This window comes from Vibrio sp. S12_S33 (genome assembly GCF_963889785.1).
Taxonomy (GTDB): domain Bacteria; phylum Pseudomonadota; class Gammaproteobacteria; order Enterobacterales; family Vibrionaceae; genus Vibrio; species Vibrio aestuarianus.
Map to the genome: position 1 here is coordinate 33,454 of NZ_CAWPQZ010000019.1, position 20,112 is coordinate 53,565.

21 protein-coding genes are annotated in these 20,112 nt (G+C 43.7%); all 21 read left to right on the forward strand.

Going from position 1 to position 20,112, the window contains the following annotated elements; genetic code table 11:
- Positions 1 to 158 precede the first annotated feature (158 nt).
- The 21 genes from flhA (at position 159) to ccmI (ending at position 20,103) form a co-directional block, all read left to right on the forward strand.
- Positions 159 to 2,252: a flagellar biosynthesis protein FlhA gene (gene flhA / locus AACW06_RS10635; RefSeq protein ID WP_192075034.1), complete on the forward strand. Its 2,094-nt coding sequence runs from the start codon at positions 159 to 161 to the stop codon at positions 2,250 to 2,252.
- A 56-nt stretch (positions 2,253 to 2,308) separates the two neighbouring features.
- Positions 2,309 to 3,802, forward strand: a complete 1,494-nt coding sequence (flhF, locus tag AACW06_RS10640) for a flagellar biosynthesis protein FlhF (protein WP_192075035.1) — start codon at positions 2,309 to 2,311, stop codon at positions 3,800 to 3,802.
- Between the two features lie 13 nt (positions 3,803 to 3,815).
- Entirely contained in the window at positions 3,816 to 4,703 is an 888-nt protein-coding gene (locus AACW06_RS10645) for a MinD/ParA family protein (protein WP_192075036.1), read from the forward strand.
- The gene (locus tag AACW06_RS10650; protein WP_192075037.1) at positions 4,696 to 5,430 is read left to right on the forward strand and encodes an RNA polymerase sigma factor FliA; all 735 of its coding nucleotides are present in this window, start codon (positions 4,696 to 4,698) and stop codon (positions 5,428 to 5,430) included. Before AACW06_RS10645 ends, AACW06_RS10650 begins: the two co-directional genes overlap by 8 nt.
- Before the next feature lie 44 nt (positions 5,431 to 5,474).
- Positions 5,475 to 5,843, forward strand: coding sequence for a chemotaxis response regulator CheY (cheY, locus tag AACW06_RS10655; protein ID WP_202884036.1), 369 nt, complete (start codon positions 5,475 to 5,477; stop codon positions 5,841 to 5,843).
- Positions 5,844 to 5,904: 61 nt separating this feature from the next.
- Positions 5,905 to 6,621, forward strand: a complete 717-nt coding sequence (locus AACW06_RS10660) for a protein phosphatase CheZ (protein ID WP_192075039.1) — start codon at positions 5,905 to 5,907, stop codon at positions 6,619 to 6,621.
- A 9-nt stretch (positions 6,622 to 6,630) separates the two neighbouring features.
- A complete protein-coding gene (locus tag AACW06_RS10665; protein ID WP_192075040.1) occupies positions 6,631 to 8,862 on the forward strand; it encodes a chemotaxis protein CheA in 2,232 nt (743 codons plus the stop codon).
- 27 nt (positions 8,863 to 8,889) lie between these two features.
- A complete protein-coding gene (locus AACW06_RS10670) occupies positions 8,890 to 10,002 on the forward strand; it encodes a protein-glutamate methylesterase/protein-glutamine glutaminase (RefSeq protein WP_192075041.1) in 1,113 nt (370 codons plus the stop codon).
- 10 nt (positions 10,003 to 10,012) lie between these two features.
- On the forward strand, positions 10,013 to 10,789 hold the full coding sequence (locus tag AACW06_RS10675) for a ParA family protein (protein WP_192075042.1): 777 nt from the start codon (positions 10,013 to 10,015) through the stop codon (positions 10,787 to 10,789).
- The gene (locus AACW06_RS10680; RefSeq protein WP_192075043.1) at positions 10,782 to 11,798 is read left to right on the forward strand and encodes a chemotaxis protein CheW; all 1,017 of its coding nucleotides are present in this window, start codon (positions 10,782 to 10,784) and stop codon (positions 11,796 to 11,798) included. Before AACW06_RS10675 ends, AACW06_RS10680 begins: the two co-directional genes overlap by 8 nt.
- Before the next feature lie 37 nt (positions 11,799 to 11,835).
- Positions 11,836 to 12,330 (forward strand): chemotaxis protein CheW, encoded by a 495-nt coding sequence (locus tag AACW06_RS10685; protein WP_053311794.1) that lies wholly within the window; start codon positions 11,836 to 11,838, stop codon positions 12,328 to 12,330.
- On the forward strand, positions 12,330 to 12,827 hold the full coding sequence (locus tag AACW06_RS10690; protein ID WP_192075044.1) for a DUF2802 domain-containing protein: 498 nt from the start codon (positions 12,330 to 12,332) through the stop codon (positions 12,825 to 12,827). Before AACW06_RS10685 ends, AACW06_RS10690 begins: the two co-directional genes overlap by 1 nt.
- A gap of 226 nt (positions 12,828 to 13,053) precedes the next feature.
- Positions 13,054 to 13,671, forward strand: coding sequence for a cytochrome c biogenesis heme-transporting ATPase CcmA (ccmA, locus tag AACW06_RS10695; protein ID WP_192075045.1), 618 nt, complete (start codon positions 13,054 to 13,056; stop codon positions 13,669 to 13,671).
- Positions 13,672 to 13,673: 2 nt separating this feature from the next.
- Positions 13,674 to 14,342: a heme exporter protein CcmB gene (gene ccmB / locus AACW06_RS10700; protein ID WP_192075046.1), complete on the forward strand. Its 669-nt coding sequence runs from the start codon at positions 13,674 to 13,676 to the stop codon at positions 14,340 to 14,342.
- A 103-nt stretch (positions 14,343 to 14,445) separates the two neighbouring features.
- The gene (locus tag AACW06_RS10705) at positions 14,446 to 15,198 is read left to right on the forward strand and encodes a heme ABC transporter permease (protein WP_168521513.1); all 753 of its coding nucleotides are present in this window, start codon (positions 14,446 to 14,448) and stop codon (positions 15,196 to 15,198) included.
- Position 15,199: 1 nt separating this feature from the next.
- Entirely contained in the window at positions 15,200 to 15,406 is a 207-nt protein-coding gene (gene ccmD / locus AACW06_RS10710; protein WP_168521516.1) for a heme exporter protein CcmD, read from the forward strand.
- Positions 15,403 to 15,888 (forward strand): cytochrome c maturation protein CcmE, encoded by a 486-nt coding sequence (gene ccmE / locus AACW06_RS10715; protein WP_053311788.1) that lies wholly within the window; start codon positions 15,403 to 15,405, stop codon positions 15,886 to 15,888. Before ccmD ends, ccmE begins: the two co-directional genes overlap by 4 nt.
- On the forward strand, positions 15,885 to 17,840 hold the full coding sequence (locus AACW06_RS10720; protein ID WP_053311787.1) for a heme lyase CcmF/NrfE family subunit: 1,956 nt from the start codon (positions 15,885 to 15,887) through the stop codon (positions 17,838 to 17,840). The genes ccmE and AACW06_RS10720 overlap by 4 nt, the downstream gene beginning before the upstream one ends.
- Positions 17,841 to 18,392 (forward strand): DsbE family thiol:disulfide interchange protein, encoded by a 552-nt coding sequence (locus AACW06_RS10725; RefSeq protein ID WP_053311786.1) that lies wholly within the window; start codon positions 17,841 to 17,843, stop codon positions 18,390 to 18,392.
- Positions 18,392 to 18,886, forward strand: a complete 495-nt coding sequence (locus AACW06_RS10730; protein WP_192075054.1) for a cytochrome c-type biogenesis protein — start codon at positions 18,392 to 18,394, stop codon at positions 18,884 to 18,886. Before AACW06_RS10725 ends, AACW06_RS10730 begins: the two co-directional genes overlap by 1 nt.
- On the forward strand, positions 18,886 to 20,103 hold the full coding sequence (gene ccmI / locus AACW06_RS10735) for a c-type cytochrome biogenesis protein CcmI (protein ID WP_192075047.1): 1,218 nt from the start codon (positions 18,886 to 18,888) through the stop codon (positions 20,101 to 20,103). Before AACW06_RS10730 ends, ccmI begins: the two co-directional genes overlap by 1 nt.
- The last annotated feature ends 9 nt before the right edge of the window (positions 20,104 to 20,112 follow it).

A 20,112-nucleotide genomic window follows, 5' to 3' on the forward strand; every position in this document is an offset into this window, starting at 1 on the left:
TCCCATAAGATGAATAACTAGGCTACGTTTGATCAATGAGAGTAACATTTATCATATGTAGCCATTATTTTGACTTTGTTGCTGGACTGAAAATTGCATCACAATGCCAACTCATTGTCATATATATCAATATTCATCAATAGATTGCTTGCTAGCCTATGAAATTCACACTCCCATTTGCGGATAGATTACCGTCAATACCACAACGTAGTATGCCTGCTATCGGTGCGCCGATTATGGTTTTGGCGACGTTGGCGATGGTTGTATTACCGATCCCCGCATTTTTGTTGGATCTGTTTTTCACGTTTAACATTGCCCTATCTATGGTAGTGCTATTGGTGACGGTTTATACCCGTAGACCATTAGATTTTGCTGCGTTCCCTTCGGTACTTCTTATTGCCACTTTGTTGAGACTAGCACTGAACGTTGCTTCCACTCGAGTTGTTTTACTGTACGGTCATGAAGGTTCAGGTGCGGCGGGTAATGTGATTGAAGCATTTGGTAATGTGGTTATTGGTGGTAATTATGCAGTTGGCCTAGTTGTCTTCTTAATTCTGATGATCATCAACTTTATGGTTGTGACTAAAGGTGCGGGCCGTATTTCAGAAGTAAGTGCTCGCTTTACCTTGGATGCATTGCCAGGTAAGCAAATGGCAATAGACGCTGACTTGAATGCGGGGTTAATCGATCAAGAGCAAGCACGTGTACGCCGTTTTGAAGTCACCAAAGAAGCTGACTTCTACGGTTCGATGGATGGTGCGTCAAAGTTTGTTAAAGGGGATGCGATTGCTGGTATCCTTATTTTATTTATTAACATTATTGGTGGGTTATCCATCGGTATGGCTCAGTATGGGCTGGGCTTTAAAGAAGCCATTGAAATTTATACCTTGTTGACCATTGGTGATGGTTTGGTTGCTCAAATCCCATCGTTACTATTGTCGATCGGGGCCGCTATCATGGTGACTCGTCAAAATACTGATGAGGACATGGGTGAGCAGGTTATTTTCCAGTTGTTCGACAACCCTAAAGCTTTGACCATCACCGCAGGTATTTTGGGTGTAATGGGTATTGTCCCGGGAATGCCACACTTTGCGTTTTTACTATTGGCAGCCTTGGCAGGTGGCGGTGCCTATTTAATGCAGCGCAAACAGAAGAAAGCGGCAGAAGAGAAACAATTGCCAGCTAAAGTTGATAGCGATACGCCTACACAAAAAGAGTTGTCGTGGGATGATGTTCAACCCGTTGATGTGATTGGCTTAGAAGTCGGTTACCGTTTGATCCCACTGGTCGACAGGGACCAAGGTGGCGAGTTGTTAGAGCGAGTAAAAGGTGTCCGTAAAAAGCTGTCTCAGGACTTTGGTTTTTTGATTCCCGCGGTGCACATTCGCGATAACTTAGAGTTAACTCCAAACAGCTATCGGATAACATTGATGGGCGTAGCCGTTGGCGAAGCAGAAATTCGTCCCGATCAAGAACTTGCGATTAACCCAGGGCAAGTGTACGGCGTCATTGATGGCGAGCGTACGGTTGACCCTGCTTTTGGCCTTGAAGCCGTGTGGATCAGAGAAGATCAACGCGAACATGCTCAAGCGTTAGGTTACACCGTTGTTGACTCTTCAACCGTTCTCGCTACACACCTTAGCCAACTTCTCACAAATAATGCTTCACAACTTATCGGTCATGAGGAAGTGCAAAATCTCATCGAAATGCTTGGGCGATCAGCACCGAGATTGGTGGAAAACTTTGTCCCTGACCAACTGCCACTTGGTACCGTCGTAAAAGTACTGCAAAACTTACTCAATGAAGCTATTCCTATCCGAGATATCAGAACCATTATTCAAACATTGGCTGAGTACTCAGGTAAGAGTCAAGAACCTGACATATTAACCGCAGCAGTTCGGATCTCATTAAAACGTTTAATTGTCCAAGAAATCAATGGAATAGAGCCTGAGCTGCCAGTGATTACACTCATTCCTGAGCTGGAACAAATATTGCATCAGACAATGCAAGCATCGGGCGGAGAGTCTGCGGGTATTGAACCTGGTTTAGCGGAACGCTTACAAGCTGCACTCAGCCATGCAACGCAAGAACAGGAATTAAAAGGTGAACCTGCGGTGTTACTAACCTCAGGCGTACTTCGTTCGACATTGGCGAAGTTTGTGAAAAACACAATACCGAATTTGCGTGTGCTCTCTTACCAAGAAATACCTGACGAGAAACAAATTCGAATTGTTCAAGCCGTCGGAAACTAACGGAACAGCCGCCAACTGATACATAAGGCTTTGCCCCTTAAACACGGATATCTGCTTTGAAAATAAAACGATTTTTTGCCAAAGACATGCGTACCGCACTGCTTCAAGTGAAAGAAGAACTTGGTGCAGAAGCGGTGATCATGTCGAATAAAAAAGTCGCGGGTGGCGTAGAAATTGTCGCCGCTGTTGATGGTGAGCAGCCAGCGCAGCAAAACAGTAACAAGCGTTACAGTTTTCAGCCTAGGCAGCAGGGATATACCCAGGTCACCCCGTCATTGAATAATGCTAATGCACCTCGTGAACTCGATGATGATCGTGTCAGCCTGAAAAATAGTGCTGATACTGGACGATCAATGACCAGACGTTTCGCGAATATGCTCAAGCAATACAGTACTCCGGGAAGCTCTGATTCAGAATATCGTTCAGAGAATGAAGATTCCTTGTCAGCATTGCTGCAACGTCAGTCGGGTTTTAAGCATTCTAATACCGGTCGAAATAGCCCAGAGCTGAATGCTGATTCACCGCTGGCGAAATTGATTGCTGAAGACAGAAGATCGGCATCTCGACCAGCACCAAAATTAGATCCATCCCGCTATGATCGCCAGCAAGTTAAAGAGCAGAATGCTGCAAACCCTGAGCTTGAAAACATGCGTGAAGAAATGACGTCGATTCGACGCTTATTAGAGCATCAAGTGTCTGGTCTCATGTGGCAAGAAGTCGAACGCCGTGAGCCACTTCGAGCAATGTTGATAAAAAGACTTGAGCGAATGGGAGTTTCACAAGAGTTAGCAGATCAACTGGCTTGTTATATCCCAGAAGACACACCACCACCAAAAGCGTGGAAAGCGTTACTTGGTTTAGTGGCTGATCAAGTCCCTGTTTCTAAACAAGATATTTTAAAACGTGGTGGTGTGGTAGCACTGCTGGGGCCTACGGGGGTGGGTAAAACCACTACAATAGCAAAACTGGCGGCTCGCGCAGCGATGGAATATGGAGCAGACAATGTAGCACTTGTTACCACTGATACTTATCGTATTGGTGCACATGAACAACTTTCCATTTATGGAAGAATTATGGGATGCCCTGTAAGAGTTGCTAAAGATTCCAATGAATTAGCCGATGTAATATATCAGCTACGTAATCGTCGCCTAATTTTAGTTGATACCGCTGGTATGGGGCAACGTGATGTTCGATTATCCGAACAGCTCGATACCTTAATGCAAGAGAGTAGTGAAGTGATTCATAGCTATCTTGTATTGCCGGCTACGGCTCAAAGAAAAGTACTACAAGAAACCATTGAGCACTTCAGAAGGATACCCCTTTCTGGGTGCATTATGACTAAACTGGATGAATCATTGAGTTTGGGTGAATTTGTGAGTGTTGTCGTTCAAAATGCGTTACCCGTCGCTTATATCGCGAATGGTCAACGTGTCCCCGAGGATATTGTGATTGCACAGCCGAAATACATAGTTGCAAAGGCAAATGAACTGCTAGAGAAGTCGACAGAAAATGAACCTCATTACTGGATCAGCGACTCCGAGAGATTCTAGGCGGCGGACAGATATGGCGAATAATATGATATATGACCAAGCGAGCGGTTTACGCCGCTTAACTCAACCGTCACTTACCAAAGTCATCTCTGTGACGGGTGGTAAAGGTGGTGTTGGTAAATCTCACGTGACACTCGGTATGGCGATCTGTATGGCTCGTCAGGGTAAGAAAGTCATGGTTTTGGATGCTGATTTAGGTCTTGCTAATGTGGATGTCATGCTTGGTATCCGACCGAAGCGGAATTTAGGGCATGTACTCGCGGGTGAGTGTGAATTAAAAGATGCTATTGTCGATGGCCCTTTTGGTATTCGAATTATCCCAGCGACATCGGGTACACAATCAATGACAGAGTTGTCACATGCGCAACATGTTGGTTTAATACGCGCTTTTGGTAGCTTAGAAGATGAAATGGATATCTTACTCATTGATACTGCAGCCGGTATCTCTGATATGGTGGTGAGTTTCTCTCGTGCAGCACAAGATGTGGTTGTTGTAGTGTGTGATGAACCAACTTCGATCACTGATGCATATGCGCTGATCAAACTTTTGAGCAGAGAGCATCAAGTTCAACGTTTTAAGATTGTCGCTAACATGGTCAGAAGTTATCGTGAGGGTAGGGAATTGTTCGCTAAATTAACTTTAGTGACAGAAAGATTCTTAAATGTGAGTCTTGAGCTTGTCGCTTGTATACCTTTAGATGATAAAGTACGCCAAGCCGTTAAAAGACAAAAGATTGTCGTCGATGCATATCCACGCTCGCCAGCGGCACTTGCAATTAGCTCACTGGCGAACAAAGCATTAACTTGGCCGATTCCTAGAACGCCAAGTGGACATCTAGAGTTTTTTGTAGAGCGTTTAATCAATAGAACAGAAAGTGTAGAGGAACCATTCGGTGAATAAAGCGCTTACTTATGACCAACACGGAAACCTTAATAGCCAACAAGCATTTTTGGAAAAATACTCTGTATTGGTAAAGCGTATTGCACACCACCTAATTGGACGCCTGCCGCCCAACGTATTAGTCGAAGACTTGATACAAGCGGGTATGATCGGCCTACTTGAAGCACAGAAAAATTATGATGGGACCAAAGGTGCAAGCTTTGAAACCTATGCAGGGATTCGAATTCGTGGGGCAATGCTTGACGATATTCGACGTGGTGATTGGGTACCACGCTCGGTTCATAAACATAATCGAGAAATTACCCAAGCTATTTCAGTACTGGAAGGTGAGCTGAATCGAGAGCCATCTGATACCGAAGTTGCAAAGTTTTTGGGTATGCCATTAGATCAGTACCATACTGTATTGACTGATATTAATTGCTCACGAATTGTCGGTATTGAAGACTTGGGCATTTCAGATGATGCAATATCCCCTTTAGATGACGATGAAGATAACTCGCCATTTAAGGGAGTTGCAGATGAATCGTTTCGTAAAGCATTGGTTGAATCAATAAAATCACTTCCAGAACGTGAAGCTTTAGTACTTTCGCTCTATTATGATGAAGAGCTAAACTTAAAAGAAATTGGTGAAGTACTTGGGGTTAGCGAATCTCGCGTTAGCCAAATACTAAGCCAATCTATGCAGCGACTAAGAGTAAAGTTAAGTTCTTGGACGCAAAATGACTAATATCACTGATTTCGAGCTCAGTGGAGGCAATTTTGAATAAAAACATGAAGATCCTTATTGTTGATGACTTTTCAACAATGCGCCGTATTGTTAAGAATCTACTTCGAGATTTGGGCTTCAATAATACCCAAGAAGCAGACGATGGCCTGACAGCGTTGCCTATGCTTAAGAAAGGTGATTTTGACTTTGTTGTGACTGACTGGAATATGCCAGGTATGCAAGGCATCGATTTGCTGAAAAGCATTCGAGCTGATGCAGGGCTAAAGCACTTACCTGTACTTATGATTACGGCAGAAGCAAAACGTGAACAGATCATCGAGGCTGCGCAAGCTGGTGTTAATGGCTATATCGTCAAACCATTTACGGCTGCTACGCTTAAAGAAAAGCTAGACAAAATTTTCGAGCGTTTATAAAGCTTTTTTTGCCATAGGCAAAAGGTATTCTATTCATTTTACGCGCGAAAAGGCTAATCGGATGATTTCATTAGAACAAGCAAAAGAGCTCGTTCAGCTACTAGAAAATGAACAGCAAGAACAGGCAGATCTGCTACTTAAAGACATCTATGACAATGCAAGCAATCCAATGCTGCAAGAAATAGGGGCTTTAACTAGGGAACTGCATGATTCTTTGAAACAGTTCAGTATTGATGAGCGAATGACGCAAATTGCCAATGACGAAATCCCAGATGCAAGGGACCGCCTTCAATACGTCATTGATAAAACAGAAGTGGCAGCGAATAAGACAATGGATGCAGTGGACAGATGCATGCCGATAGCCGACAACCTCCATGAAGGTTTGCTTCAAGTCCGTCCTCAGTGGAACGAATTAATGCATGGACGCATTGATCTCAATGAGTTCAAAGCGCTTTGTCACCGTATTGATGCATTGTTGTCACAAGTTGAAGGCAATAGCAGCGAATTACGTGGTCAGCTAACTGAGATTTTGATGGCGCAAGACTTTCAAGATCTGACAGGTCAAATAATTAGACGTGTAATTACTTTGGTTAATGAGGTTGAGGGTCGTCTTGTTGAAATCCTCACAGCCTTTGGTACTAACCAAATAGAACAAGAATCGGATAAGAAGAACGCTTCAATCGATCCTGAAGGTCCAATACTGAACCCTCACGAAAGAGAAGACGCGGTTTCATCTCAAGACGAAGTCGATGACTTGTTATCGAGTCTTGGTTTTTAGGGGTAACGTATGAGCTACGAATTAGACGAAGACATTCTTCAAGACTTTTTGGTTGAAGCAGGTGAAATTCTAGAATTGCTGTCAGAGCAATTGGTTGAACTTGAAAACAACCCTGAAGACAAAGATTTATTAAATGCAATTTTCCGCGGCTTTCATACCGTGAAAGGGGGCGCAGGGTTTCTTGCTTTAACTGAGTTGGTTGAAACTTGCCATGGTGCTGAAAACGTATTTGATATCTTGCGTAATGGTCAAAGAAGTGTGACATCTAGCTTAATGGATACGATGTTGCGTGCTTTGGATACCGTTAATGCGCAGTTCAGTGCAGTTCAAGAAGGGGAACCCCTTGAAGCCGCAGATCCTGTTTTACTCGATGAACTGCACAAACTTTGCCGACCTGAATCTGAAGATGAAGTCGAACAAGTCGTTGCTGATGCTGTTGTTGAAGACGAGCCAGTCATTGAAGAGTCACAACCGGAAACCACAGCTTCAGCTAATATTGTCGATTCAAATTCTATCGATGAAATTACTCAAGACGAATTTGAGAAATTACTGGATGAATTACATGGTAAGGGCACGGCACCTAACGCAGTTAGCTCTGCTCCGGTAGCAATACCTGAAGTAAAAACATCAAGTGTAAGCACGGCAAGCGGTGACATCACCGATGATGAGTTTGAGAAATTGCTTGATGAGCTGCACGGTGCAGGAAAAGGGCCATCGGTAGATGAGCCTAAAACTGTTTCTGAAACCCCAGTAACTCCTACAACACCAGATGCCAAGCCAACGCAAGGCGCTAGTGATGATTTGATGAGCGATGCTGAGTTTGAAAAACTACTCGATGAGCTACATGGTTCTGGTAAAGGGCCTTCTGTGGAAGAACTGGAAATAGCGACCAAGCCTGCCGCTGCGAATGTGCAGCCTACAGAGCCTGTAAAGCCAAAAGTACAAGTTGCAAAACCAGCCGAGCCAGCACCTAAAGTTATCTCAGAACCTGCGAAAGCTGCAACTGCTGTCGTTACAGATAAAAAAGAAGTCGTACCGGCCGCTGCTAAAAAAGCGCAACAAGCGGAAGCAACTGTCCGAGTTGATACCTCGACACTTGATATCATCATGAACATGGTTGGTGAGTTAGTATTGGTTCGTAATCGTTTGCTTAGCCTTGGCCTGAACAGTAATGATGAAGAAATGGCCAAAGCCGTCTCTAATCTTGATGTTGTGACTGCTGATTTACAAGGTGCGGTAATGAAGACCCGCATGCAGCCAATCAAAAAAGTGTTTGGTCGTTTTCCTCGAGTTGTTCGAGACTTAGCACGTAGTTTAAACAAAGACATCGTGTTGGAAATGCGAGGAGAAGAAACGGATCTCGATAAAAATTTAGTTGAAGCGCTTGCCGATCCATTGATCCACTTAGTGCGTAACTCAGTTGACCACGGTGTTGAAATGCCAGACGATCGCGTAAAAGCTGGTAAGTCTCGTACTGGTAAGGTTATTTTGTCTGCTTCTCAAGAGGGTGACCATATCGAACTCGCTATCGTTGACGATGGTGGTGGTATGAACCCAGACGTTCTACGTGGTATTGCGGTGAAACGCGGTATGATGGATGAGGATGCGGCATCTCGCTTATCAAACAAAGAGTGTTTCAACCTTATCTTCATGCCTGGTTTCTCAAGCAAAGAAAAAATTTCAGATATTTCTGGGCGTGGTGTGGGTATGGATGTTGTTAAAACAGCAATTAATACATTAAACGGCTCCATTGATATCGATTCTGAAATGGGCAAAGGCACAAAGATCACCATTAAAGTTCCTCTGACGTTAGCGATTCTGCCGACTCTAATGGTGGGTGTTGCTGGGCATCCGTTTGCACTTCCTTTGGCGAGCGTTAATGAAATCTTCCATTTAGATCTTAGCCGTACCAATATTGTTGATGGTCAATTAACTATCATTGTGCGTGAAAAATCGATACCACTTTTCTATCTGCAAAACTGGTTAGCTCCTCAAGCCGGTAAAGTCGAATTACGTAAAGGTCATGGCCATGTTGTTATTGTACAAATTGGCAGCCAACGAGTCGGCTTTGTTGTTGATGCACTAATTGGTCAAGAAGAAGTGGTCATTAAGCCCTTAGATAAGCTGCTTCAAGGCACGCCAGGTATGGCGGGAGCCACGATCACTAGCGATGGTCACATTGCACTGATATTAGATGTGCCAGATTTGCTTAAGCAATATGCGGCGGCTTCGCGGATATAATTTGAGCACTCAAGAATAAGGATACCCATGGCGATTAGAGTATTAGTCGTTGATGATTCAAGCTTTTTTAGACGTCGAGTGAGTGAGATTATTAACTCAGAAACTCGTCTTGAAGTCATTGATGTCGCTACCAACGGTAAAGAAGCTGTTGAGAAGGCGAGAAGCTTAAAGCCAGATGTCATCACAATGGATATTGAGATGCCGATCATGGATGGCATCACTGCTGTTCGTGAAATAATGGCACAGAACCCAATTCCAATTTTGATGTTTTCTTCACTTACTCATGATGGGGCGAAAGCCACTCTGGATGCGTTAGATGCGGGTGCATTAGATTTCTTACCGAAAAAATTTGAAGACATCGCACGCAATAGAGATGAAGCCGTTGCTTTGTTACAGCAGCGTGTTATCCAAATTGCATCTAAAAAAGGGTTGTTAAGAAGACCGCTGGTTTCACGTCCAACAGTGTCGGCAGCGACATCTTTATCGAGTAGATCTCCAGTACCAACAACGTCTCATACGCCAAAATCAACGAGTGCACTGGCTCGTTTTAAAGCGTCAGGTAAAAAATATCAATTGACAGCGATTGGTACGTCTACCGGTGGTCCTGTTGCATTACAAAAAATTCTCACTAGGTTACCCGCTAATTACCCACACCCAATTGTGCTTATTCAGCACATGCCAGCTACGTTTACCGCCGCTTTTGCAAGTCGGTTGAACTCTCTGTGTAAAATTGAAGTGAAAGAAGCACAAGATGGCGACGCATTAAAACCTGGAGTTGCCTATTTGGCTCCTGGTGGTAAGCAAATGATGATCGAAGGACGCCCGGGTGCGGCAAAGCTGCGTATTCTTGATGGTGGTGAACGGATGAATTATAAGCCTTGTGTTGATGTAACCTTCGGTTCTGCCGCGAAGATCTACGCTGATAAGGTGTTATCGATGGTATTAACTGGTATGGGGGCTGATGGCCGTGAAGGTGCTCGTATGTTGAAAAGTGCTGGTGCGACAATCTGGGCTCAGGATGAAGAAAGTTGTGTGGTGTATGGTATGCCACAAGCGGTTGCTAAAGCAGGAATTTCGACTGAAGACTTACCGTTAGAGCGTATTGCTGAACGTATGTTGGTTGAAGTTGGTCTTGCATAAAGGAAGTTCAATGATTGTATGGAGCGTTGCAAATCAAAAGGGCGGTGTGGGTAAAACAACCACAACGATTACGCTTGCCGGTTTGCTGAGTCAGCAAGGAAAAAGAGTGTTGTTGGTTGATACCGATCCTCATGCCTCGCTTACCACATACTTAGGTTATGACTCTGACGATGTACCTGCCAGTTTATTCGATCTATTTCAACAACGTGAACTTACCGAGAAGAGTGTTACCCCTCTGATACTGAAGACTGATGTTGAAGGCATTGATATTATTCCTGCGCATATGTCTCTAGCGACACTTGATCGCGTGATGGGTAATCGTAGTGGTATGGGCTTGATTTTAAAGCGCGCGCTTCTCGCGTTACGCAATAATTATGATTATGTGCTGATAGACTGCCCACCAATTTTAGGCGTGATGATGGTCAATGCGCTAGCCGCGAGTGACCGTATCCTTATTCCCGTTCAAACCGAGTTTCTGGCGATGAAGGGGCTTGAGCGGATGATTCGCACTTTGGCCATCATGCAAAAATCACGCAGCCGTTTATTTAAAGTGACGATCGTGCCAACCATGTATGACAAGCGGACTCGAGCTTCTCTGCAAACCTTGAATCAGTTGAAAAACGATTATCCAGAACAGGTATGGAGCTCTGCGGTACCGATTGACACTAAATTCCGTGACGCAAGTTTGAAACGCTTACCCGCTTCTCATTTTGCAGAAGGAAGTCGTGGTGTGTTTGCTTATAAACAGTTGCTAATATATTTAGAGAGGCTGGCTATAGATGAGTAGTGGGCCATTATTATCGAGCGAGCAAGCACTTGATGACTACTTTACCGCTTTGCTAGATGAAGAAGCTGTAGAGTTTGATGTACAAGATGTACAGCAAGAAGAGCCGATCTGCATCGAAGTTGAGCCTGAATTATCGACATCGATTCAATCTGTGCCTGAAAAAAGTCATTTTCACTCTGAAGTTGCAGAATTTGAATTACCAAATTTAGATGATGTACAGCGCTTACTGAGCCAGCTTGAATCTAGTAACCCTGTAGCAGAGTTAGATCTTGAAGAAATTATGGAGCAAAACACCGCACAAATTTCTTTGAAAACTGAGCCTGTTATCGTCGAGCCGGTGGTAGAACCCATAGAAGAAATTCAAGAATGGGATACAGTGGATACCGAGAGTGCGAAACCTGCTATTAACCTTGAGTCGGATGTTGAGACAGAGATTAATATTAAACTCGAATCTTCAGCTATTGATACTGTTCAGCCAAATAATACCACTGAGCATGAGCTATCGTTAAAGACACAAGCAGGGGCCGATGGTGTGGCTGCGTGGCAAAGTACGCAGAGAACACAAGACTTTCAAGTACTTTATTTTGAAGTTAATGGTGTCACATTTGCCGTTCCACTTGATGAGCTTGGTGGCATTCACCGCATGGGCTCGCTGAATCATCTTATCGGACGACCGGCTTGGTATTTAGGATTACAAACCAATAAAGATAACCAACTAGATGTTGTTGACACCGCAAAATGGGTGATGGCAGAAAAACTGCATGATGATTCTTATAAAGAGGGTTATCAATATATTGTGATGCTTGGTGAAAGCATGTGGGGATTAGCAAGTACTCAACTTATGGGTACTGAGTTACTGAGCACGGAAAAGGTTCGCTGGCGAGAATTAGCGGGGAAACGTCCGTGGCTTGCTGGTATGGTAAAAGAAAAAATGTGCGCTTTGATCCATGTTGAAGCATTGATAGCTATGCTTAATGCAGGACTTGATGTAAAAGCACTAGATAAATAATACATTTATGTCGGAATCGACTTAGAGAGGAAAAGGTATGTCTCAGACTAACGAAGTGGAAGTAAGAAAAGATAAGTCTAATGACGAAGTGCTTCAGTGGGTGACGTTCCAACTAGAAGAGGAAACATATGGAATTAATGTAATGCAAGTACGTGAAGTACTTCGCTATACAGAAATTGCTCCTGTTCCTGGAGCTCCAGATTATGTTCTCGGTATCATTAACCTACGAGGTAACGTTGTTACCGTTATCGATACTCGCTCTCGCTTTGGCTTAATGCAAGGTGAGATCACTGATAATACACGTATCATCGTGATTGAGTCTGAGCGTCAAGTGATTGGTATTTTGGTTGATAGCGTTGCTGAAGTTGTTTATCTACGTTCTTCTGAAATCGATACTACGCCAAGCGTTGGTACTGACGAAAGTGCGAAGTTTATTCAAGGCGTAAGCAACCGCGATGGTAAATTGCTGATTCTCGTTGATCTGAATAAACTGCTAACAGAAGACGAGTGGGATGAGATGGCTCATCTATAATGAATGAAGCTATGCTGTTCAGTGCACCTATTTTAGTGGGTGGTGCGGTATTAGTTATTTTGCTGCTGTTGCTTATGGTCATGCGAGTAAAGTACAGTCTTACTCGGCAAATAGAGCATCAGAGGCAGCATGCCCGTTCTTTAGAGAAAGAATTACAAAAAGGCAACAAACAGCTGTTAGAGGTTCGTTCTGTTGTGCTTGGTCTTGGTCAGAGAGTGACAGAGCAACAAGATGTTATCCAGCACTTAAATGAGCGCATTATTGAGTTAGAGCACGTCGATACCGATGGGCGTTTATACAGCCGAGCCACAAAAATGGTGCAGCTTGGTGCTGATATTAACGAGCTAATTGAGCAGTGTGAATTACCAAAAGCTGAAGCTGAATTGATGATGTCGCTACAAAAAAAATTGGCAGGGCAAGAAAGTGTTCCACCACTCAGCCGTTCTCCTGAAGGTAGGCGACCTGTTCGCAATGAAAAACGTACTGTACGTAAATAGTCGGTAGTAAAAACTAAAGAAGGAAGCTATTGGCTTCCTTCTTTAGTTTTTACTACACAAGATTTTCGATAAATCAAAATGTAGCCATAAAGTAGTAAATGAGACAAAAAATAATTAAAAATTAACAGTTTCTTACTTAGATTCGTGATTCGTAATGGTCTTATTGTATTTTGTCTTTTGCGCTGTGTGGTAATATAGCGACTCAAATTTTTTGACATAGATGCACATGCTTGAAGTAAATGACCTAACTGCCATTCGGGATGACAGAGTTCTATTTGAAACACTGAGCTTTGTTATTGATGCAGGAGAACTGGTACAAATTGAAGGTCGCAATGGTACGGGGAAAACGACATTGTTGCGCATTATTGCTGGTTTAGGTGATAGGGATGAAGGCTCTATTTTATGGAATGGCGAGCATATTGAATCGGCTCGTGATGAGTACCATCAAGATCTACTTTTCATTGGTCACCAAACGGGCGTTAAACGCGATCTCACCGCGTTTGAAAACCTTCATTTTTATCAATCAATACATTCTTCAAAAGCAGAAAAAAATGATATTTATCAGGCGTTAGCCCAAGTGGGTTTAGCCGGTCGCGAAGATGTTGTGGTTGCCCAACTCTCTGCGGGACAACAACGCCGTGTTGCACTAGCTCGTTTATGGTTAAGTGAACAAAAGTTATGGATTTTAGATGAACCATTAACAGCGATTGATAAACAAGGCGTTAAGGTGCTAGAAACATTATTCCTAACGCATGCGCAGCAAGGCGGAATAGTGATTTTAACGACTCACCAAGATATGTTTTCAGACTACCCGCAATTACGCAAAATTAAGTTGGGGGATTAACTGTGATCTCAGCCATAGGTATGGTCGTTCGTCGAGAGTTACTGATAGCGTTTCGTCGCCAAGCGGATGTTTTTAATCCATTGTGGTTCTTCATTATCGTGATTACATTATTTCCGTTGAGTATTGGACCTGAGCCCAGCTTATTAGCACGCATTGCTGCTGGTATCGTATGGGTAGCAGCATTGTTATCTGCGCTGTTATCGCTAGAACGGCTGTTTCGAGATGACTTTCAGGACGGCTCGCTAGAGCAAATGATGTTGATGCCAGTTCCTCTGCCTATTGTTGTCATAGCAAAAGTGGTGGCTCATTGGCTATTGACAGGCCTGCCATTAATTTTGATCAGTCCATTGCTTGCGGTGCTACTTTCACTGGACTTTAATACCTGGCTTGCGGTTGTCATGACCTTGGCCATAGGCACGCCAACGTTAAGTTTTATTGGGGCTATTGGTGTAGCTTTAACGGTCGGCCTACAAAAAGGTGGTGTTTTACTAAGCTTATTGGTTCTACCGTTGTATATCCCAATTTTGATCTTTGCTACATCGGCGATTGATGCCGCGTCGTTAGGAATGACGTATAACGGTCAACTTGCGATTTTAGGAGCTATGTTGATGGGGGCAATAACACTTACTCCTTTTGCCATCAGCGCTGCATTAAGAGTCAGCGTCAACTAATTTTATCTGAGTTAACCATATCTGGGCCAATTTCAGCTCAGTGTACAAACAATAAACTGAGCAGACACATGTTCAGGAGCAATGAAGTGAGAGTGAGATAATAATGTGGAAATGGCTACATCCCTACGCTAAGCCTGAATCTGCTTACCAACTTTGCGGTAAGTTACTACCTTGGTTTGCGATAAGTGCGTTGATATGTTTAGTGGTCGGCAATGTTTTAGGCTTAGCTTATGCCCCTGCTGATTATCAACAAGGCGACAGTTTTAGGATCATTTATATCCATGTTCCTGCTGCTATTTGGTCTATGGGCATCTATATGTCGATGGCAATTGCAGCGTTTATCGGCCTTGTTTGGCAATTGAAACTGTCTAATATGGCGGCTGCTGCCATGGCTCCGATTGGTGCAGTGTTTACCTTTATCGCTCTGATTACTGGTGCGGTGTGGGGAAAACCAATGTGGGGGACGTGGTGGGTATGGGATGCACGTTTGACTTCAGAGCTTATTCTTCTGTTTCTCTACCTAGGTGTTATCGCGCTCTATCACGCGTTTGATGATCAAAAAACTGCTGCGAAAGCTGCTGGTTTATTGGCGATTGTTGGTGTTATTAACTTACCAATCATCCACTTTTCTGTTGAATGGTGGAATACGTTGCATCAAGGTGCAACCATTACCAAATTTGAAAAACCGTCAATATCCAATGACATGTTGTGGCCATTGTTGCTCAATATCTTTGGTTTCGCTTTCTTTTTTGCTGCCGTTACTATGATCCGTTTGCGTAACGAAATCATTAGCAAAGAAAGTCATCGCCCGTGGGTTATCGAACTCGCAACCAGCAAAATTAAGAAAGGTATTTAATATGCATTTTGATTCATTTGGTGATTTCTTAGCGATGGGTGGCTACGCCGGTTACGTTTGGAGTGCTTTTGGTATCACTTTTTTATCGATGCTAATTCTATTAGCCGTTAGTATGAAACGTGGAAAAACCTTATTACAAGACGTGCAAGCTAAAGTGGATCGTCAAGCAAGAATTGATGCCGCTAAGCATATGGAGAATACACTATGACCCCAAGACGTAAAAAAAGGCTAACGATTATTTTGGCACTATTCATCGGGGTTGGCGCCACTATTGGCTTAATGCTGTACGCACTAAATCAAAATATGGATCTTTTCTATACGCCAACAGAGCTAGTTCAAGGTAAACCGGACGGCACGAAACCTGAAGTCGGTCAACGTTTACGCATTGGTGGCATGGTTGTCGTGGGGTCAGTGACACGTGACCCTGAATCATTAAGAGTGAGTTTTCAGTTACACGATGTTGGACCGAATGTAACGGTCGAATATGAAGGCATTTTGCCTGATTTATTCCGTGAAGGTCAGGGGATTGTTGCTCAAGGTGTGCTTAAAGACCCAACCACAGTCGAAGCTTTTGAAGTGCTAGCAAAGCATGACGAAAATTACATGCCACCAGAAATAGCAGAGGCGATGAAAAAGACACATCAGCCGCTAGACTATACGGCGGAACAGAAACAAGGAAGCGCTCAATGATTGTTGAAATTGGACATTTTGCCCTTATTGTCTCTTTAGGGCTTGCAATTTTATTGAGTATCTTGCCTTTGGTTGGTGCGTCTCGCAGCAATACCATGCTGATGAATACTGCGCGTCCACTAGCGTGGGGTATGTTCCTATTACTGCTGCTTTCGTTCGCTGTCTTATTGTGGGCATTTTATGTCAATGATTTCACCGTGCAATATGTGGCCAGTAATTCAAATAGCCAGTTACCGTGGTATTACCGATTAACTGCAGTATGGGGAGCCCATGAAGGTTCGTTGTTACTTTGGGTGTTAATCCAAGCAATTTGGACGGTAGCCGTGGCTTCTTTCAGCCGTGGTATGCCACAAGAATCGGTTGCACGGGTACTTGCTGTCATGGGCTTGATCAGTGTTGGCTTCTTACTGTTCATTATTGTTACCTCGAACCCCTTTTTACGCACGCTGCCTTACTTTCCTGTTGATGGGCGCGATCTCAACCCGTTATTACAAGACCCTGGGTTGATTATCCACCCACCGATGCTTTACATGGGTTATGTTGGGTTCTCGGTTGCATTCTCATTTGCTATTGCTTCATTGATGACTGGACGCCTTGATACAGCGTGGGCTCGTTGGTCTCGCCCATGGACAACCGCTGCATGGTTATTTCTAACACTTGGCATCGCTCTTGGTTCATGGTGGGCTTACTATGAACTTGGCTGGGGCGGCTGGTGGTTCTGGGATCCTGTAGAAAACGCATCGTTTATGCCATGGTTAGCTGGCACGGCTTTAATGCACTCTTTAGCGGTGACAGAAAAACGTGGCACGTTTAAAGCATGGACCGTTTTACTGGCTATTTCCGCATTTTCACTCAGTTTGCTCGGCACTTTTTTAGTACGTTCCGGCATCTTAGTGTCGGTACACGCCTTTGCCTCCGATCCTTCTCGTGGGTTGTTTATTCTTGGGTTCTTAGTCTTTGTTATCGGCGGCTCACTGCTGTTATTTGCATTGAAAGGGGCATCAGTGCGGGTTCGCGGCAACTTCGAATTGGTCTCGCGCGAAAATGCATTACTTTCTAACAACATCCTCTTGATAGCTGCACTGGTTGTAGTGCTTGTGGGAACGTTGCTGCCATTGGTTCATAAACAGATTGGTCTTGGTTCGGTTTCTATCGGCGCGCCTTTCTTTAATATGTTGTTTGCGTGGTTAATGGTGCCATTTGCCTTCTTATTGGGGATTGGCCCTCTTATCCGTTGGAAGCGAGATAATTTCTCAAAGCTATTAAAGCCAATGTTGCTGTGTGGAACTGCTGCACTCGTTATTTCGGCCGCTATGGTTTATTTATTGTCCGAGCACTTTAGCTTAATGGCCTTTATGGGTTGGGTGATGGCGCTGTGGATTATTTTACTACATGGTGTAGAGCTGTATGAGCGAGCGACACATCGCCATACTTTCTGGGACGGTGTGAAGAAGTTGCAACGCAGTCACTGGGCTATGATGCTAGGACATATTGGCTTGGCTGTTACCGTCATTGGTATTGCGATGGTACAAAACTACAGTATTGAACGTGATGTGCGTCTTGCTCCAGGGGAGTCATTTAAAATTCAGCAATACGATTTTTATTTTGAGGGTTTAAGAGATAAAGATGGCCCGAACTATGACGGTTATATTGCAGACTTTGAAATCACTCAAGATGGCAAATATGTCAATACATTGCACGCTGAAAAGCGTTTCTACAGAACTGCTAAATCGATGATGACAGAAGCAGCCATCGATCGTGGTGTTACTCGCGATCTTTACATCGCAATGGGTGAAAGATTAGAAGATGGCCATTCTTGGGCAATTCGAATCTATTATAAGCCGTTTGTTCGTTGGATTTGGGCTGGAGCATTGTTGATGTCTTTTGGTGGCGCGATTGCGATCAGTGATAAACGTTACCGCTTTAGAAAAAACACCCAGCAGGAGGCCTAAATGAACAAAAAGATTTTATTTATTCCACTGCTTGCTTTTCTTGGTTTGGTTGCGGTGTTCACCACCCAATTAGTGAAAAATACCGAAGGGGATGATCCAACCAAATTGGAGTCAGTCCTGATTGGTAAGCAGGTACCAGAATTTCGTTTGGAAGATCTGGCCGAACCAGGCAAACTTTATGATCAGTCCGTTTTTAAAGGTGAGCCACTGCTACTTAATGTTTGGGCGACTTGGTGTCCAACTTGTTATGCCGAGCATCAATACCTTAATAAGTTAGCCAGTGATGGTGTGAAAATCATCGGTCTGAACTATAAGGATCAACGTGACAAAGCGGTTAAATGGTTAAATGAGCTGGGCAATCCTTACTTGATTAGCTTATTTGATGGTAATGGTATGTTAGGGCTCGATCTTGGCGTATATGGTGCACCGGAAACGTTCTTAATTGACTCTGATGGTGTGATTCGTTACCGCCATGTGGGTGATGTTAACCCAACCAACTGGAAAGATACCTTGCAGCCGATGTATCAAAAACTGCTTGAGGAGGCAAAATGATGAAGCGCTTTGTTCTATCAATCCTTGCCAGTTTAGCCTTGGTCTTATCCGTTCAAGCTGCGATTGAGGTGTATGAATTTGATAATATGCAGCAAGAGCAGCAGTTTAAAGACTTAAGCAACACGTTACGCTGCCCTAAATGCCAAAATAATACGATTGGCGACTCGAATGCCGCGCTTGCTCAGGACTTGCGCCATAAAGTGTACGAAATGACAAAACAAGGCAAATCAGAGCAGGAAATCGTTGACTATATGATCGCACGCTACGGTAACTTTGTGACATATAACCCACCATTCACGGTAGCAACCTCCATTTTATGGTTGGGGCCATTGGCCGTGGTGGTGTTTGGTTTTGGGTTTATCGTCTTAAGAACCCGTCGCAGTAAAGCTTCTGTCACAGAGCAAGCTGAAAATTGGGATGCTCAAAAGGAAGCGAGACTAAAGCAGTTACTAGAAAATGAAGCTCTTGATGAGAAGAATGGAGACAAGCAATAATGGCGTTTTTTTGGTTATCGACCCTCATTCTTACCTTCATCGGTTGTGTGTTTATCATACTGCCTATTATCAAACAAAAATCTAATGATGATGTGGCATTGCGCGATGAACTGAACAAAGCTCTTTTTAAAGATCGCCTATCTGAGCTGCAAGTAGAAACTGAAGAAGGGCTTGTGGATAATGAACAAGAACTGATTTCAGATCTAAAACAGTCCTTGCTTGATGATATTCCGGCTGAGTCTAAAGTGAATGGTTCTTCTTATATCTCACCAGCGTTGGTACTCATTCCATCAATTTTACTGGTGGTGGTGCTAAGTTACGCTGTTTATATAAAATTAGGTGCTGCTGATCAGGTCGAGCAGTGGCAGCAAGTGAATGCTAACTTACCTGCATTATCGAAAAAGCTAATGTCACCCAATGGGGAAGCGTTAACTGATGATGAAATGGAAGATCTAACGTTGGCTCTGCGCACACGTCTCCATTATCAACCAGATGATGCAACCGGTTGGTTGCTGCTTGGGCGTATTGCATTGGCAAATAGAGAAATCGAAACCGCGATTGGTTCAATGAAAAAAGCGTATCGTTTAGAGCCTAAAGACGCCGATGTGAAACTAGGTTATGCGCAAGCATTGATGTTGTCTCAAGATGAAATTGATCAAAATCAAGCTCGTTCAATACTCACAGGGCTAGTTCAGCAAGATTACGTTGATTTGCGAGTCTTTTCATTACTTGCATTTGATGCCTTTGAGCGTCAGGATTACCCAGCAGCGATCAAATACTGGAGCTTAATGCAGAAGATGATCGGTCCCCAAGATAGTCGTTATGAAATGTTGGCGCGCAGTATTGAAAGTGCTCAAGGCAAAATGCAGCAACCTGATACTGACGCTGTTTCCGTGCCAGTCACTATTGCATTGGACAGTTCAGTAACCTTGCCGCAAAATGCTGTCTTAATTGTTTCAGTACATAGTGTTGATGGCGCACCTATGCCAGTTGCCGCTGCACGTTATCCTCTTTCGCAATTTCCACTTAAAGTGGCGTTGGATAATAGTAACAGCATGGTGCAAGGACGTCAGTTGTCCGATTTAGCACAATTTATTGTTCGAGTTCGTGTTGATAGTGACGGTAATGTCAGCACAAAAACTGGCGATTGGTTTGGCGAGAGTGCGGTTGTTGAGATGGGGCAGTCCGTCGAAGTTGTAATTAATAAGCAATATTAACTACAACCG